Origin of the sequence: Antarcticimicrobium sediminis (assembly GCF_004348975.1) — a bacterium.
Classification (GTDB): Bacteria; Pseudomonadota; Alphaproteobacteria; order Rhodobacterales; family Rhodobacteraceae; genus Antarcticimicrobium; species Antarcticimicrobium sediminis.
In genome coordinates this window covers 97311-111756 of sequence record NZ_SMFP01000011.1, presented here as the reverse complement: position 1 = coordinate 111756, position 14446 = coordinate 97311, and the positions used below count along the sequence as shown (strand labels likewise).

At 64.3% G+C, this 14446-nt stretch carries 16 protein-coding genes; 5 read left to right on the top strand and 11 right to left on the bottom strand.

The features are described 5' to 3' along the window. Positions 1-53 precede the first annotated feature (53 nt). Both E1B25_RS16130 and E1B25_RS16125 read right to left on the bottom strand, forming a co-directional pair. Positions 54-674 carry a LysE family translocator gene (locus E1B25_RS16130; RefSeq protein ID WP_132830550.1) on the bottom strand — a complete coding sequence of 207 codons (621 nt, stop codon included), beginning with the start codon at positions 672-674 and terminating at the stop codon, positions 54-56. 7 nt (positions 675-681) lie between these two features. Beyond that, positions 682-1254 carry a helix-turn-helix domain-containing protein gene (locus tag E1B25_RS16125; RefSeq protein ID WP_132830549.1) on the bottom strand — a complete coding sequence of 191 codons (573 nt, stop codon included), beginning with the start codon at positions 1252-1254 and terminating at the stop codon, positions 682-684. Positions 1255-1550: 296 nt separating this feature from the next. Here E1B25_RS16125 and E1B25_RS16120 point away from each other — a divergent pair, with 296 nt between their 5' ends. Then, on the top strand, positions 1551-1733 hold the full coding sequence (locus E1B25_RS16120) for a hypothetical protein (protein ID WP_132830548.1): 183 nt from the start codon (positions 1551-1553) through the stop codon (positions 1731-1733). On the opposite strand, the gene E1B25_RS16115 is transcribed toward E1B25_RS16120, so the two are convergent. Continuing rightward, complete coding sequence (locus E1B25_RS16115; protein ID WP_245510736.1) at positions 1730-2194, bottom strand: GAF domain-containing protein; 465 nt, start codon at positions 2192-2194, stop codon at positions 1730-1732. The genes E1B25_RS16120 and E1B25_RS16115 overlap by 4 nt on opposite strands. A gap of 107 nt (positions 2195-2301) precedes the next feature. After that, entirely contained in the window at positions 2302-3474 is a 1173-nt protein-coding gene (locus E1B25_RS16110; protein WP_132830547.1) for a thiolase family protein, read from the bottom strand. An 88-nt stretch (positions 3475-3562) separates the two neighbouring features. On the opposite strand from E1B25_RS16110, the gene E1B25_RS16105 reads away from it, so the two are divergent. Beyond that, positions 3563-3901, top strand: a complete 339-nt coding sequence (locus E1B25_RS16105; protein ID WP_132830546.1) for an STAS domain-containing protein — start codon at positions 3563-3565, stop codon at positions 3899-3901. A 37-nt stretch (positions 3902-3938) separates the two neighbouring features. Then, on the top strand, positions 3939-4406 hold the full coding sequence (locus tag E1B25_RS16100) for an ATP-binding protein (protein WP_165937643.1): 468 nt from the start codon (positions 3939-3941) through the stop codon (positions 4404-4406). A gap of 288 nt (positions 4407-4694) precedes the next feature. Here the strand turns inward: E1B25_RS16100 and hspQ are convergent, their stop codons facing one another. Further along, positions 4695-5021, bottom strand: a complete 327-nt coding sequence (hspQ, locus tag E1B25_RS16095; protein ID WP_132830544.1) for a heat shock protein HspQ — start codon at positions 5019-5021, stop codon at positions 4695-4697. Positions 5022-5251: 230 nt separating this feature from the next. Here hspQ and E1B25_RS16090 point away from each other — a divergent pair, with 230 nt between their 5' ends. Further along, entirely contained in the window at positions 5252-5830 is a 579-nt protein-coding gene (locus E1B25_RS16090; RefSeq protein WP_132830543.1) for a transglycosylase SLT domain-containing protein, read from the top strand. Between the two features lie 30 nt (positions 5831-5860). On the opposite strand, the gene E1B25_RS16085 is transcribed toward E1B25_RS16090, so the two are convergent. The 4 genes from E1B25_RS16085 to E1B25_RS16070 form a co-directional block, all read right to left on the bottom strand. Beyond that, complete coding sequence (locus E1B25_RS16085) at positions 5861-6460, bottom strand: LolA family protein (RefSeq protein ID WP_132830542.1); 600 nt, start codon at positions 6458-6460, stop codon at positions 5861-5863. Between the two features lie 41 nt (positions 6461-6501). Beyond that, complete coding sequence (locus E1B25_RS16080) at positions 6502-9573, bottom strand: DNA translocase FtsK (RefSeq protein ID WP_132830541.1); 3072 nt, start codon at positions 9571-9573, stop codon at positions 6502-6504. A 23-nt stretch (positions 9574-9596) separates the two neighbouring features. Then, entirely contained in the window at positions 9597-10778 is a 1182-nt protein-coding gene (locus E1B25_RS16075) for an aminotransferase class I/II-fold pyridoxal phosphate-dependent enzyme (protein WP_132830540.1), read from the bottom strand. A gap of 108 nt (positions 10779-10886) precedes the next feature. Next, on the bottom strand, positions 10887-12218 hold the full coding sequence (locus E1B25_RS16070; RefSeq protein WP_132830539.1) for an amidase: 1332 nt from the start codon (positions 12216-12218) through the stop codon (positions 10887-10889). A gap of 85 nt (positions 12219-12303) precedes the next feature. Here E1B25_RS16070 and E1B25_RS16065 point away from each other — a divergent pair, with 85 nt between their 5' ends. After that, positions 12304-13527, top strand: coding sequence for an FAD-dependent monooxygenase (locus tag E1B25_RS16065; RefSeq protein WP_132830538.1), 1224 nt, complete (start codon positions 12304-12306; stop codon positions 13525-13527). A 54-nt stretch (positions 13528-13581) separates the two neighbouring features. On the opposite strand, the gene E1B25_RS16060 is transcribed toward E1B25_RS16065, so the two are convergent. Together E1B25_RS16060 and E1B25_RS16055 are read right to left on the bottom strand one after the other, a co-directional pair. Next, on the bottom strand, positions 13582-13788 hold the full coding sequence (locus tag E1B25_RS16060) for a Trm112 family protein (protein ID WP_132830537.1): 207 nt from the start codon (positions 13786-13788) through the stop codon (positions 13582-13584). Then, on the bottom strand, positions 13785-14426 hold the full coding sequence (locus tag E1B25_RS16055) for an LON peptidase substrate-binding domain-containing protein (RefSeq protein WP_132830536.1): 642 nt from the start codon (positions 14424-14426) through the stop codon (positions 13785-13787). The genes E1B25_RS16060 and E1B25_RS16055 overlap by 4 nt, the downstream gene beginning before the upstream one ends. Positions 14427-14446: the final 20 nt, after the last annotated feature.

The following is a 14446-nucleotide window of genomic DNA, read 5'->3' as shown; positions in this document are numbered from 1 at the left end:
CGCCGCAGCATCGACGGGGCGGGTCTGGCGTGAGGGGAAAATCGCGATAACTGTCATGGGGCGTGCGGCGTGGCGCTGGTGCCCAGCAACACGCCATAGAGAATGAAACAGGCGGCCAGCACCCGGCGCACCCAGATGTTGAACACCGCGCCCAGCGCCGCGCGGCCCATCAACGCGCCCAGCGCGGTGAACCCGGTATAGCTGAGCATGGTAAGCGTCAGCGCGGTCGGCAGGATGATGATCATCTGGTCCCAGATCGGCACATCGGGCTGCACAAAGGTGGAAAACGCTGCAAGATAGCCGGCCACGCTTTTCGGGTTGATCGTGGCGATGGCCAGCGCGTGCAGATAGACATGGCGCGCCGGGCGCTCGGCCTTGGGGGCGGGGTTGCCAGCGCTGCGCCAGCCCCGGATGCCAAGCCAGATCAGCACGCCCGCCCCCACCAGTTTCGCCACGAAAAACGCCGTGGGCGAGGCTGCAATCAGCGCCGTGATTCCCGCCGCCGAAAGCAACAGAAACGCGGTTGCTTGGGTCAGGATCGCCAGCACCCCGACCAAGGCGCGACGAAAGCCAAGCGCCATGCCGTTTGACATGCAGTTGACCGCGTTTGGCCCCGGTGTGGTGACAAAGACCACCCAGAACAGCGCGAAAACAGTCCAAGCCTGAAAACTCATGGAATCCTCAATAGACCGGCGGGGCGATCACCCAGATCACCACCGCAGGCACGTCATAGGGGTTGGCCCAGCGAAACGGCTCGCCACGGATGCGAAAGCTGTCGCCGGGATGAATGGTAAAGGCGCGCGCCCCGATCTCCAGATCCAGCTTGCCCGAGATCAGATAGCCCAGCTCCTGCGTCGCGCGCGTCACCCACTGGTCAATTCGCTGCTGCGGCTCGAAGGTGGAGTGCATCATCTCGAAATCATCGGTCAGATCGGGCGACAGCAGTTCCTCGGTCAGCCCGGCGGCGCCTGACCCCAGCGGGCGACGGGTGCCCTTGCGCACGACATAGCCCGCCTCGTCCGCGCGCGGGGCCTCATGCGCGAACAGCAGCGAGAGCGGCACATCAAGCGCACCAGCGATCTGGCGCAGGTCGACAATCGCGGGTTCTGACAGGTCACGCTCCACCTGGCTGAGCCAGCCGACAGAGCGCCCAAGCCGCTTTGCCAGACCCGCCAGCGTCAGCCCCCGCGCCCGACGCAACGCACGCAGATCGGCGCCGAGCGTCTGCGGTTGGTCCGGGGCGGCGTGGATCATGGTGGAGGGCCTTTGGCGCTGCTGTCGTCGTGAAAAATTTTAGCCTTTTTTCATGGTTGCGCGATTCGGTGAAATTTGCACCATTTTTTTCACCCCACCGCCCAAAATCAGCGGGAGCATTCAGGCGATTCTGCACAGGTCACGGGCAATCCTCCGCTATAGGGCGGAATACCTGCCCTATTTGCTGCGATGCGGCATTTTCCCTGCGCCCGGTCAGATCGGCCCTGCTAGGCTGATCCTGTCACAGCTGCGGGAGGACAGGCTGCGTCGCCGAGTCATCACAAAGGAGATGCCCCATGTGCATAACCGCCGAGGCCCTCGCGCTGTTTCTGAACCTTCTGAACCCCGATCTGATCGCCACGGACACGGGCCGGATCACCGTGCACGCGACCGAACGCGATGCGGTCTGGGTACTGACCGACGAGGACGAGTGGTGCACCATGGCGCCACAAATCGATCGGTTGGCGCGGTTCGACTAATCCGAGATCACCCGCGAAAACGCCCGCTCCAGAATGGCACCCATTTCGCGCGCGTCCTGCGCGGTAAAGGCGTCCGGTCGATCGCTGTCGATGTCGAACACCCCGATCAGCCGCCCGGCACCATCATGCACCGGCAGCACCAGTTCGGATCGGGTCGAGCTGGAACAGGCGATATGATCCGAAAACGCCTCGACATCCGCGACGCGCTGCACCGTTCCGATGCGGGCTGCCGCGCCGCAGACGCCGCGTGAAAACGGGATGCTCAGACAGCCATGACCGCCTTGATAGGGGCCGATCTTGAGTAATTCCGGCGCCACGACGCGATAGAACCCGGTCCAGTCGAACCTGTCGTCGGAGTGATGCACCTCGCAGGCGATGGTGGCCATCAGGGCGATGGCGTCGGTCTCGCCCTCGGTCAGCGCCGCGATGGTTCTGGACAGCGTGTCATAATCGACGTTCACGCGGGATGCTCCTGTAAAGGGGATGAGGCGGCGCTGTGCCGCCTCGCAGCCTGATGATCCGAACGGGTCAGACCCGTTCGATGGCGTTACCTGTTGGCCAGAACGGATCAGATCCGTTCGATGGCGATGGCCGTGCCCTCGCCGCCGCCGATGCAGATCGCGGCGACCCCGCGTTTGAGCCCGCGTTTCTCCAACGCGTTCAGCAGGGTAACGATGATCCGCGCACCGCTGGCACCGATCGGGTGGCCCAGCGCGCAGGCCCCGCCATTGACGTTCATGATGTCGCGGGGGATGCCCATTTCGTGCATGAAGGCCATGGGAACAACGGCAAAGGCCTCGTTGACCTCCCACAGGTCGACATCACCAACCGTCCAGCCGATCCGCTCAAGCAGCTTGCGCACCGCCGGAACCGGCGCGGTAGCGAACTGCGACGGTGCCTGTGCATGCGAGGCATGTCCAAGGATCCGGGCGCGGATGGTCAGCCCCTGCACCTCGGCATGATCGCGCGCAGCCAGCACGAGGGCCGCCGCCCCGTCGGAGATCGAAGAGGAATTCGCCGCCGTGACGGTGCCGCCCTTGCGAAAGGCCGGTTTCAGCATCGGGATCTTTTCCGGCCGCGCCTTGCCGGGCTGTTCATCCTTGGTCACGATGGTTTCGCCGGTGCGGGCATGGATGGTGACGGGCGTGATCTCGTCCTCGAACGCACCAGAGCGTTCAGCCTCCAGCGCGTTGTCGAGCGAGCCGATGGCATATTGATCCTGTGCCTCGCGGGTAAACTGGAACGCCTCGGCGCAGTCCTCGGCAAAGGTGCCCATCAGACGCCCCTTGTCATAGGCATCCTCGAGCCCGTCGAGAAACATGTGGTCGATCACCTCGCCGTGGCCGATCCGGGCACCGCCGCGCATCTTGGGCAGCAGATAGGGCGCATTCGACATGCTTTCCATGCCGCCGGCGATCATGCTGGTATTCTGGCCCAGCGCGATCTGATCAAAGGCCAGCATCGTCGCCTTCATGCCCGAACCGCACATCTTGTTCAGCGTGGTGGCCGGTACTTCTTGGCCCAGACCGCCGGCAAACCCGGCCTGACGCGCCGGGGCCTGACCCTGACCGGCGGGCAGAACACAGCCCATCAAGACCTCGTCCACGGTGGCAAGACCGGCACCGGCCAGCGCCGCGCGAATTGCGGCTCCGCCCAGCTTGGCAGCCTCAACGCCGTCATAGACCCCCTGAAATCCTCCCATGGGCGTGCGCGCAGCCCCCGCAATCACAACTTCTTTCATCTGAGTCCCTCCTCAAGGCGCTGAACAACCGATTGGTAAGACTTCGGCTCTAGCCTGATCATGCCAGAATTGCCACCAGAGGAAAGCCATGTTCCTGACCAGCACCCAAAGGGGGGGCGCGCGTATCGTCTCCGTCAAGGCCGAGCGGATCGATGCCGCCGTCGCCATTCAGTTCAAGGAAGATATGCGGGTCGAAACCGAGGGTGGGCCGGATCGGGTGATCCTGAACCTGTCGGATGTCTCGTTTATCGATTCCAGCGGTCTGGGCGCGATCGTCGCCGCGATGAAACAGCTGGGGGCCGGGCGGCGGCTGGATCTCGCCGGGCTGCGCCCGATGGTGGACAAGGTGTTTCGACTGACCCGGATGGACACGGTCTTTACCCTGTTCCCGTCGCTCGAAGATGCCATGGCCGAGTTGGAGGGCTGATCCGGGCCTCAAGGGACCGGACCAGCAATGCACCGCGATGTCTCATCACAGTTCGCACAGCTTCAAGGCCAACGAGAGAACCGTCCGGGACGGGATCACCACGGTGATGTCGCAGTTGCGCGCGCGCGGGCTGGCGGATCAGCATGCAGGGGATGTGGAACTGGCGCTGGTCGAGGTGGTGAACAATGTGGTCGAACATGGCTATGCCGGTCTGGGGGGCGGCTTGATCCACATTGACGCGCAGCTTTCCGCCACCGGACTGGATCTTTGCGTTTCTGACTTTGGCCGACCGCTGCCCGGCGGACACGTTCCACCGATGCAGGCGGTCGATCTGGATTGCCCCCGCGCCGCGCTGCCCGAGGGTGGCTTTGGCTGGTCCCTGATCCATCAGCTGACCGATGTGCTGCGCTATGAGCGGCGCGGCACACGCAACACCCTGTTGATGCGCTTTTTCCTGACCGGACCCCGCCGCAAGCGGCAGCGCAGCGCGCCACCGGCGCCCTGAAACCGCCACATTCGGATCAAACTGCTGCCCGATTGCTCGCACATAAAGGGGGGGTAGCTGCAATAGGCTTCCCTCGGCACCGCGCTGTATGTGCCCCCACCCAGTGTGCGGCGCCGAGGTCTCCCCCCCCTCCACACACAGTTCCGCTGATCCCCTGAGGCTATTGAGCGATTCGAAAACTCGACTGCTCCGGGCCATTGGTCCGGCGTGCGATCACCTTGTCGTCAGGGGCCCAGCCCTGCGGAACCAAGCCGCACTGCAACAGGCCAAGCGGTTAACCCTACCGCGTCAGTTGAACTGAAAATGCAGCGGATAGGTGCCGTCTTCGAACGGACCGAACATTTCTGGGATATCGGGGTGATCCACCGGCTCGCCGGAATAGTCCGCGACCAGATTCTGTTCGGACACATAGGCGACGTAATAGCTGTTCTCGTTCTCGGCCAGCAGGTGATAGAACGGCTGGTCCTTGATCGGACGGCTTTCTTCGGGAATCGCGTCATACCATTCATCAGAATTGGAAAATTCCGGATCCACGTCAAAGACCACACCGCGAAACGGGTGTTTCTTGTGACGGACCACCTGTCCGAGATGATATTTCGCGCGAGTCTTCAACATGCGTTTTTTTGCCCCTACAGCCCGTTCTTAACCGTAATTACCCGTCATTGTCCAACCCTGCGCCGGGAATTTCACAGAAACAGTCTGTGGAAGCGACCGTGACAGTACCCGCGGCCGGGCCCGCGGCCGGTCGCGCATGAACTGCGTTGCGAATAGGATTTCATCCCGCGAAGGTTTGCGCTAAAATCCCGTAAAAAAAGGCATGAGGCAGCAAAAAGGGCATGAGGCAAATGAACAGACCTCTGGGGATGTTGATCATCGTCTTGCTGCTGGCGTCCTGTGGCGGCGGCTACAAGGCGCCACCGCGCAATCTGGACAACGCCTGCAGCATTCTGGCGCAGCGACCAAAGTACAAACGCGCCTTTCGCGCCACCGAGCGCAAATGGGGGGTGCCGATGCATGTGCAGATGGCGGTCATTCACCAGGAAAGCAAATTCCGCTCTGATGCCCGCACCCCGTTTCGCTACAAACTGGGTGTGATTCCCATGGGCCGGGCCAGCAGCGCCTATGGCTATAGTCAGGCGCTCGACGGCACGTGGGAAGAATACCAGAAAGCCACGGGCCACCGTCGGGCCAAGCGGGACCGGATGCGCGATGCCTCTGATTTCATGGGCTGGTACATGACACGAAGCTATGAACGCAACGGCATCTCGCTCACCGATGCGCGCAACCAGTACCTTGCCTATCACGAGGGGCACACCGGTTATTCCCGTGGCTCGCACAAAAGCAAAAGCTGGCTGTTGCGCGTGGCCTCGGACGTGGAGCGGCGCGCCAGCACCTATCGCGCCCAGCTCAAGTCCTGCAACTGATCCCAGCAGGGGAGGGGGGGAGGACCGCGTCTAGCGGTCCTGCGCCCCTGCGGCGCTGGAATTGGGCAGGAACAGCCCCCCACTCAGCTTGAGGCCAGTTTCCAAGGCCCCCAGAATCACCGTGGTCTGCCCGCCGCCGCCGTCATGGATCACCCATTTGCGCAGCTCGACCGGGTTGTCGGTGAACATCAGCTCGATCCGCCCATACTCCGGGTTCTCTGGGTCCTGCGCCGTCACCACGGTCGAGGTGCCGTCGAACCCATGCCCCACCACCATGTTGGCGCGACCCAGATTAACGTTTTCGGCCAAGATGATGGAGAGCGGCGTCCGTTTGAGCGGATAGCTTTCCGGTGGCTGGTTGGATTTCGGATCGTGAATCGCCACGGTTCCGGCCCCGGCCACCACCACGGCGCTGTCGGGCGGATCGTATTCGAACCGCGCCCGGCCCGGACGGTACAGATACAGCGTGCCGGTGGACAGGCTGCCGTCATCGTTGATCTGGGTAAACGGGCTTTTCGCGGTACTCAGACCGTTGAGATAGCCGGAAATCTCCGACAGCGGCAGTTTGTCCGCCGCCCAGACGGCGGGGGCACTCAGGCAAAGCGCACAGGCAAGAAGGATCTGTTTCATAAGCTCAACATAAGAAGGCAGCCGACGATTGTAAGCCGTCGCTAGTTCTGTTCCGGCACCAGGATCTCGCGCTTGCCGACATGGTTGGCCGGGCTGACGAGCCCCTCGTCCTCCATCTGTTCGACCAGACGCGCGGCCTTGTTATAGCCGATCGCCAGTTTGCGCTGGATATAGGAGGTGGAACATTTGCGGTCCTTGATGACGATTTGCACCGCGGTATCGTAGAGCGCATCCTCCACGTCGGTATTGCCACCGGTGGACAGGCCCAGCACCGCGTCGATATTGTCGGCCTTTTCGTCGTCGTGACCGTCGAGCACCTTGTTGACATAATCCGGCGGACCGAACTGCTTGAGGTGCGTCACGACCTCCTCAACCTCTTCGTCCGAGACGAAGGGGCCGTGGCAGCGGGTAATCTTGGCCCCGCCCGCCATATACAGCATGTCGCCCATCCCAAGAAGCTGTTCGGCCCCCTGTTCGCCAAGGATGGTGCGACTGTCCACCTTGGAGGTCACCTGGAACGAAATCCGGGTGGGGAAGTTGGCCTTGATCGTGCCGGTGATGACATCGACCGAGGGGCGCTGCGTCGCCATGATCAGGTGGATGCCCGAGGCCCGCGCCATCTGCGCCAGACGCTGGATGCAGGCTTCGATCTCTTTGCCGGCGACCATCATCAGGTCAGCCATCTCGTCCACGATCACCACGATATAGGGCAGCGCGACGGGCTGGAATTCCTCGGTTTCGAACACCGGCTCGCCGGTATCATCGTCAAATCCGGTCTGCACCGTGCGCGAGAACATCTCGCCCTTGGCCAGCGCCTCGCGCACGCGACCGTTATAGCCCTCGATGTTGCGCACGCCGGTCTTGGACATCTTGCGATAGCGATCTTCCATCTCGCCCACGGTCCACTTCAGCGCGACAACCGCCTTTTTCGGGTCGGTCACCACCGGAGAGAGCAGATGCGGAATGCCGTCATACACCGACAGTTCCAACATCTTGGGGTCGATCATGATCAACCGGCATTCCTCGGGCGTCAGCTTGTACAGCAGGCTGAGGATCATGGTGTTGATCGCCACCGATTTACCCGACCCGGTGGTCCCCGCGATCAGCAGGTGAGGCATCTTGGCCAGATTCGCCACCACCGATCCGCCGCCGATATCCTTGCCCAGCGCCAGCGGCAGGCTCATCTTGCTGTCACCGAAATCGCGCGACGAGAGGATCTCGCGCAGGACCACTTTCTCGCGGGTCTCATTGGGCAGTTCGATCCCGATCACCGACCGGCCCGGCACGGTCGAGACGCGCGCGGACAGCGCCGACATCGAGCGCGCGATATCATCGGCAAGCCCGATGACACGGCTGGCTTTCAAGCCCGGTGCTGGCTCCAATTCGTACATCGTGACCACGGGGCCGGGGCGAACCGAGACGATCTCGCCCTTGACGCCATAGTCGTCCAGCACGTTTTCCAGCATCCGGGCGTTTTCCTCCAACGCCTCGTCGCTGAGATACATGCAATCTTCATTGGACGGGTTGGTCAGCAGGCCCAGCGGGGGCAGTTCGAATTCAACCTCGGTCTCGTCAAAGGCCAGTGCTGGCTGCACCTCTTCCTGGGCCCGGCGCGACGGCACGGCCACCTTGCGCGGGATGTTCTGGACCACCTTGCGCGGCTCGGCCACCGGCACCTGCGGCAGGACGGGGCGGGCCTGCGGCACCGGGGCAATCGTTGCGGCCTGCATCGGGGCAGACGGCTCCGACATCGGCGCGGGCATCAGGTCGTCGTCGTCCGCCAGCTCGGGCATCATGTCCTGCGCCGTCGCTTGGTAGGGCTCAGACTGCACAGAGTACGCGTTCGATGTGCCGCGCAGAATTGGCATGGCGCTCGCAGAAGTCGGGGCAGCAATCGGGGCGGCAACCGAGCCAAAGGTCGCAGAAATCGAAGTTGAAATCGGAGCAGAAATCGGGGCTGTCAACGGCAGTTCAGGCGGCAACCCGGCCTGCGGCCCGGTCACCGGCGGTTCTGGCGGCAAGCTCGTGTCGCCGACGCGATCCAGCACCAGCGGCGTCGGACCGCGCCCGCGGCCCTTGGTCAAGGGTCGGGTGGGATCGGCGACGGGCTTGGCCACGAATCCGGTCCGAGCACGGGCGCGGATCGCATCCGAGATCTTGGCGCGGATCCGGTCATCGCCCGGCATCGCCTGATCGGGCGCGGCCCACTCCGGCTCGACCAGTTCGGGTTCGGGCATCGGTTCGGGACGACGGATCAGCGCCGGCATGCGCGACAGGAAACTGCTGCGCTCTTCGGCCACCGGCGCGGCATGCGCGACCAGTTCTGGCGCCTCGATCACCGGCTCTGCGGCCTCCTGCAGGGCCAGTTCGGCCTCATAGGCGGCCTGCGCCTGACGCTCGGCCTCGCGGCGCTCGGCGCGCAAGGCCTGCCGTTCCCGCGCCGCCTGCGCCGCAGCGCCTGCACCGCGCCCCACAAGGGTAACGATCGCGCCATAGACCATCACGACACCGATCATTGCGAACCGCAGCACGCGGGTGACCTCGGGCCGGGTAAAGCCCAGCACATAGGCCCCCAATGCCAGCATCGACAGCGCCGTAATCAAGGACATCAGCTTGACCGCGAAATGCGACCCCATCGGCAACAGCGTCAGCAGCGCGCCCATCACCGTGTCGCCGAACAGCCCGCCCAGACCAAAGCTGTGCGTCGCGTGCCATTGCGCCCCCGGCACCAGCGTGGCGGCATAGACCGCGCCCAGCGCCACCGCGATTGGGGCAAAGATCAGCCGCGACATCGCGCGCTCATCGCCATAGTGCAGGGCATAGCGCAGCCCCCAAGCCACCAGCACCAGCGCGATGCCCCAGCTGCCCTCGCCCACCACCATGAACAGCGGCGCGGCAATCGAGGCACCCAGACGCCCCAGCCAGTTCTGTACCGGCGCATCGGTCGAAACCATCCAGTTGGGATCGTCCGGCGTATACGAGCCAATCATGGCCGCCGCCGCCAACCCGAGACAGATCAGGGCAATCCCGATCAGCTCTCTGCCACGTTTCTCGATCAGAGCCTGCATATTGCTATCCAGCAAAGGATCGCGGCTGCGCGATTGAAATGCCATGCTGTCCCTCGGTCCTGCCGTTCTTATACGTACAAACAGTCGCGGAGCTTGATCAGCCCGCGCTGCAACTCAGTCTTCGGGGCCACCATCGCGACCCTGACGTACCCCTTGCCGGGGTTCTGCCCATTCACCTCGCGCGCAAGATAGGCGCCGGGCAGCACACGCACCCCGGTTTGCGTCCACGCCTTGAGCGCGGCGGCCTCGCCATCCTCGACCGGCAACCACAGGAAAAAGCCCGCCTCAGGGGCTTGATAGCCCTGAATGCCCGCCATCACCGTATCGGCGATGCGGTATTTCTCCTGATAGAGCGCGCGGTTTTCTTCCACATGCGCCTCGTCCGACCAGACCCTTGCGGCGGCGGCCTGCAACGGCCCCGGCAGCGGCGCCCCGGAATAGGCGCGCAAGGTCTTGATCCGCGCCATGCTGTCCGGCCCACCGGCGACAAAGCCCGAGCGCAGCCCGGGCAGATTCGACCGTTTCGACAGCGAATTGAACAGCACGACCCGTTCCGGATCGGCCCCCATATCGCGCGCGACGCTCAACGCCCCCACCGGCGGCGCATCGCGGTAGATCTCGGAGTAACATTCATCGGCAAAGATGCGGAAATCATGCTTTTCCGCCAGCGCGATCAGATTGGCCCAGTAATCCCGGCTTGCCACTGCGCCCTGCGGATTGGCGGGCGAACAGATATAGGCGATGGCGGTGCGATTCAGGACATCCTCGGAAACCGCGTTGAAATCCGGCAGTTGCCCGGTGAGGGAGGTGGCGGGCAGGAACACCGGCTCGGCCCCCACCGAAAGCGCCGCGATCATATAGACCTGATAGAACGGGTTCGGGATCAGCACCACCGGGCGTTGGCCATTCTTGACCTCGGGGCACAGCGCCATGGCGGCATTATACAGCCCCTCGCGCGTGCCGTTCAGCGCCATCACCTGCGTGTCGGGATCGGCCTCGACACCGTAACGGCGCCCGAGCCAGCCAGAAATCGCGCCGCGCAGCGCGGGCGTGCCGTCATTGGGCGGATAGCTGTTGAACTCTGCCGCATGGGCCGTGATCGTCTCGGTCACCCAAGCGGGAAATTCATGCTTGGGTTCTCCGATCGTCATATGCACCACGTCACCGCCGGGCTCGTGAGAGTCCAGCAGCGTGCGCAGACGCGGAAACGCGTAAGGCGGCAGGTTCGAAAACCGCTCGGGAAAGTCCATATCTCTGCCTCAAGGTCGGGATCATTGGCGTCCCGTTTCTCCAAAGGGTACAGGGATGTGGCTCTTGCGTCCAGCCTAAGCCGGGGGGCAACCGGGGAATTGTGGCATTCAGGCCAGCGCTGCCTCGGCCGCCGCGCCCAGCCGCAACAGGGCCTCTTCGGTATTGGGCGCCGCCAGCAGCTGCACCCCGCAAGACGGCACACCCGTGGGCAGCGTCAACCCGCAAAGCCCCATCAGGTTGCCCACCCGCGTGTTGCGCAGGGTCAGCAGGTTCTCGGTGACGTAATACTCCGAGTCGGTCATCAGCCGGTCCACCTCGGGTGGCAGAATCGGCGCGGTCGGGCAAATTACCGCGTCAAATCCGGCGGTCGCGCGAGCCCATGCAACGCGGGCGGCCTCCAGCTTTTGCCAGGCCGCGACGTAATCAGGGGCCGAGACCTTCGCGCCAGCGCGGAACCGGTCGCGGATCTCACCGAACATCGCGTCGGGATTGGCCTCGATCACATCGCGCCACAGCCCATAGGCCTCGCCAGTGAACAAGGCTGGCGACAGCGCATGTGCTCCGACCAGCTCCGGCACCTCGACCTCGGTGATCACGGCCCCGGCCTCGCGGAACTTTGCCACCGCTTCGTCAAAGGCGCGCGCCGGGGCCTCGCGCAAGTCATCCATCGCCAAGGTGTTCAGCACCGCCAGCCGCCGCCCCTTCAGCGTGGCACCGGCAAGATCGGGCGCTCGCCGCTTGCCCTCCAGCGCCGCCAGCAACAGCGCCGCATCCTCGACCGAGCGCGCCAGCGGCCCCACGGTGTCGAACCTCAGACACAGCGGCACCACGCCGTCGAGACTGATCCGCCCCGAAGTGGTCTTGAGCCCCACCAGATCGTTCCAGACCGAGGGGATGCGCACCGACCCGCCGGTGTCCGAGCCGATCCCCGCCGCCGCCAGATTGAACGCCACCGAGGCCGCCGCGCCCGAGGACGAGCCCCCCGGCGCGCCCTCGGGATCGTTCACGTTCGGCGCGGTCGCGGTGCTGGGGTTCAGCCCCAGCCCGGAAAACGCCAGTTCGCTCATGTGGGTCTTGCCCAGACACACCAGCCCCATCGCGGTGGCGTTGCGCAACACCGCCGCATCCGCCTGCGGCACCCGCCCCTTGAGCAGGGCAGAGCCCGCCTCGGTCGCCGTGCCTGCGGTGTCGAACAGATCCTTCCAGCTCACCGGCACCCCGTCGAGCGGTGACAGCCGCCGCCCGGCCTGCGCGCGGGCCTGCGCCGCCCCGGCCTCGGCCAAGGCGCGGTCATGGGTGACGCGGGCATAGATGCGCGACGTTTGCGGATCGGCGTCGATGGCCTCCAGATAGGTTTGTGCCAGCGCGACCGGGTCAATCTCTCCCCGTTCAATACCGCGCCCCAAATCGCCCGCCGTCATGGTCAGCCAGTCCCGCATGTCTTTCCCCTTGGATTTCGTTTTCGCGACGGTAGCGACAGCGTCGCGCATGGACAATCCCGAAGCAGAGGTCATATTGCGGGGCATGACGAATGACACCGATATCGTGATCGTGGGCGGCGGGCTGAACGGCCCCGCGCTGGCCTTGGCGCTGGCCCAGACGGGACAGCGCGTTACCCTGATTGATGCCCTGCCCGAGGCCCTGCGCAAGGACGCCGGGTTCGACGGGCGCGCCTATGCGCTGGCGCTGGCCTCGCAACGGCTGCTGGCGATGATCGGCGTCTGGGACAAGATCGCCGATCAGGCGCAACCGATGCTGGATATCAAGGTCACCGATGGCCACGCCGGCGCTGGCCCGTCACCGTTTTTCATGCATTTCGACCATGACGAAATCGAAGAGGGCCCGATGGGCTTTATGGTCGAGGATCGCCACCTGCGCCGCGCCTTTCTCGACGCGCTGGACAATGAGCCGGGCGTCACCCAGATCGACGGCACCGTGGTCGCGCAAACCACCGGCCCCAGCGGTGTCGAGGTGGTGCTGGCAGATGGCCGCACCCTGACCGGCAAGCTGCTGGTCGGCTGCGACGGGCGCAACAGCGGCACCGCCAAACGCGCCGGAATCACCCGCACCGGCTGGGGCTATGGCCAGACCGCGCTGGTCTGCGCGATCGAACACGAAAAGCCGCACCACGGTGTCGCGCATCAGTTCTTCATGCCACCGGGGCCGCTGGCGATTCTGCCGTTGACCGGCAACCGCAGCTCGATCGTCTGGAGCGAGCGGACCGAGACCGCCGAAGCGATCAACGCCCTGCCCGAGGCCGAATATCTGGCCGCCCTGCGCCCCCGGTTTGGCGATTTTCTGGGCGAAATCAAACTGGCCGGCACACGCTGGACCTATCCGCTGGGCCTGACCGTCGCCAACAGCTTTATCGCCGAGCGGCTGGCGCTGGTGGGGGATGCGGCGCACGGCATGCATCCGATCGCGGGACAGGGGTTGAATGCCGGGTTGCGCGATGTCGCCGCGCTGGCCGAGGTGCTGGTTCATGCCGCCCGCCGGGGCGAAGATATCGGCGCGCTAAGCGTGCTGGAGCGTTACCAGCAGTGGCGCCATTTCGATACCGCCACGCTGGCGCTGGCGACCGATGCGTTCAACAGGCTGTTCTCGAACGACAACCCGCTGCTGCGGCTGGGTCGAGATCTGGGCATGGGGCTGGTCAATTCCGTCCCCGCCCTGCGCCGTGGCTTTATACGCGAAGCCGCCGGTCTGACCGGCGAATTGCCGCGCCTGCTGCGCGGACAACAGATCTGACGCGGGCTAGATGAGCCGCGCGATCTGAGTTGGCGCGCGCCGTTCAGTCCACCTTCAGTCCAGCGTGCGCGCCTCGTCCACCAGCATTACCGGAATGCCGTTGCGGATCGGAAAGGCCAGACCCGCCGCCTTGGAAATCAGCTCTTGATTTGCGGCGTCGTAGTCCAGCGTGGTCTGGGTCTGCGGACAGATCAGCGCCTCCAACATGCGGCGATCAAAGGGGGGCGAAACAGCGGAGCGGTTGGTCGGGGCGTCGGTCATTGCAATATCTCCTCACTCGATCCGCCACGCATCGTGAACTCAATCAGCGTGACCAGCGTTTCACGTCGCGTTTCCAGCGACGGCGCCTCAAGCAGGGCCTGCTTGTCCTCAGGCTCGAAGTCAAGCAACATCGACAGCGAGTTGATCAGCAACTCGTCCTCGGCCTGTTTCAACGTGTCCCAGTCGGTATTCAGCTCGCGGGCGGCAAAGAACCGCCCCAGCAGATCCAGAAACTGGTCGCGGTCAAAGCCGGGGTCGCGCTCCTCCCGGCCAAGATCACGCTCGAACCCGTCCCAGGACACCGCAGCACGGCGATAGGGGGTGAACCCGTCCACCTCCTGCAACAGACGGAACCGGCTGATCCCCGTCAGCGTGATCAGATAGCGGCCATCCTCGGTTTCCGAAAACTGGGTGACGCGCCCAGCGCAACCGATGCTGTGCAGCGCGTCTGCTCGACCCGGCAATGGGCTGGGCTGGACCATCCCGATCAACCGCTGCGGCGTCTTCAGCGCGTCTTCCAACATCTGCAGATAGCGCGGTTCAAAGATATGCAGCGGCAATCGTGACCGGGGCAGCAAAAGCGCCCCGGGCAATGGAAAGACAGCGACGGTATCGGGCAGATCAGAGGTTTGCATCATCACGATGAGTCTAGCCCCGA

What these genes read in the sequence shown, in the direction of transcription:
- E1B25_RS16070 (WP_132830539.1), bottom strand. Translation starts at nt 12,218, where the DNA reads ATGCGGGACTGGCTGACCATGACGGCGGGCGATTTGGGGCGCGGTATT.
- E1B25_RS16065 (WP_132830538.1), top strand. Translation starts at nt 12,304, where the DNA reads ATGACGAATGACACCGATATCGTGATCGTGGGCGGCGGGCTGAACGGC.
- E1B25_RS16075 (WP_132830540.1), bottom strand. Translation starts at nt 10,778, where the DNA reads ATGGACTTTCCCGAGCGGTTTTCGAACCTGCCGCCTTACGCGTTTCCG.
- E1B25_RS16085 (WP_132830542.1), bottom strand. Translation starts at nt 6,460, where the DNA reads ATGAAACAGATCCTTCTTGCCTGTGCGCTTTGCCTGAGTGCCCCCGCC.
- E1B25_RS16110 (WP_132830547.1), bottom strand. Translation starts at nt 3,474, where the DNA reads ATGAAAGAAGTTGTGATTGCGGGGGCTGCGCGCACGCCCATGGGAGGA.
- E1B25_RS16100 (WP_165937643.1), top strand. Translation starts at nt 3,939, where the DNA reads ATGTCTCATCACAGTTCGCACAGCTTCAAGGCCAACGAGAGAACCGTC.
- hspQ (WP_132830544.1), bottom strand. Translation starts at nt 5,021, where the DNA reads ATGTTGAAGACTCGCGCGAAATATCATCTCGGACAGGTGGTCCGTCAC.
- E1B25_RS16105 (WP_132830546.1), top strand. Translation starts at nt 3,563, where the DNA reads ATGTTCCTGACCAGCACCCAAAGGGGGGGCGCGCGTATCGTCTCCGTC.
- E1B25_RS16090 (WP_132830543.1), top strand. Translation starts at nt 5,252, where the DNA reads ATGAACAGACCTCTGGGGATGTTGATCATCGTCTTGCTGCTGGCGTCC.
- E1B25_RS16130 (WP_132830550.1), bottom strand. Translation starts at nt 674, where the DNA reads ATGAGTTTTCAGGCTTGGACTGTTTTCGCGCTGTTCTGGGTGGTCTTT.
- E1B25_RS16055 (WP_132830536.1), bottom strand. Translation starts at nt 14,426, where the DNA reads ATGATGCAAACCTCTGATCTGCCCGATACCGTCGCTGTCTTTCCATTG.
- E1B25_RS16080 (WP_132830541.1), bottom strand. Translation starts at nt 9,573, where the DNA reads ATGGCATTTCAATCGCGCAGCCGCGATCCTTTGCTGGATAGCAATATG.
- E1B25_RS16125 (WP_132830549.1), bottom strand. Translation starts at nt 1,254, where the DNA reads ATGATCCACGCCGCCCCGGACCAACCGCAGACGCTCGGCGCCGATCTG.
- E1B25_RS16060 (WP_132830537.1), bottom strand. Translation starts at nt 13,788, where the DNA reads ATGACCGACGCCCCGACCAACCGCTCCGCTGTTTCGCCCCCCTTTGAT.
- E1B25_RS16120 (WP_132830548.1), top strand. Translation starts at nt 1,551, where the DNA reads ATGTGCATAACCGCCGAGGCCCTCGCGCTGTTTCTGAACCTTCTGAAC.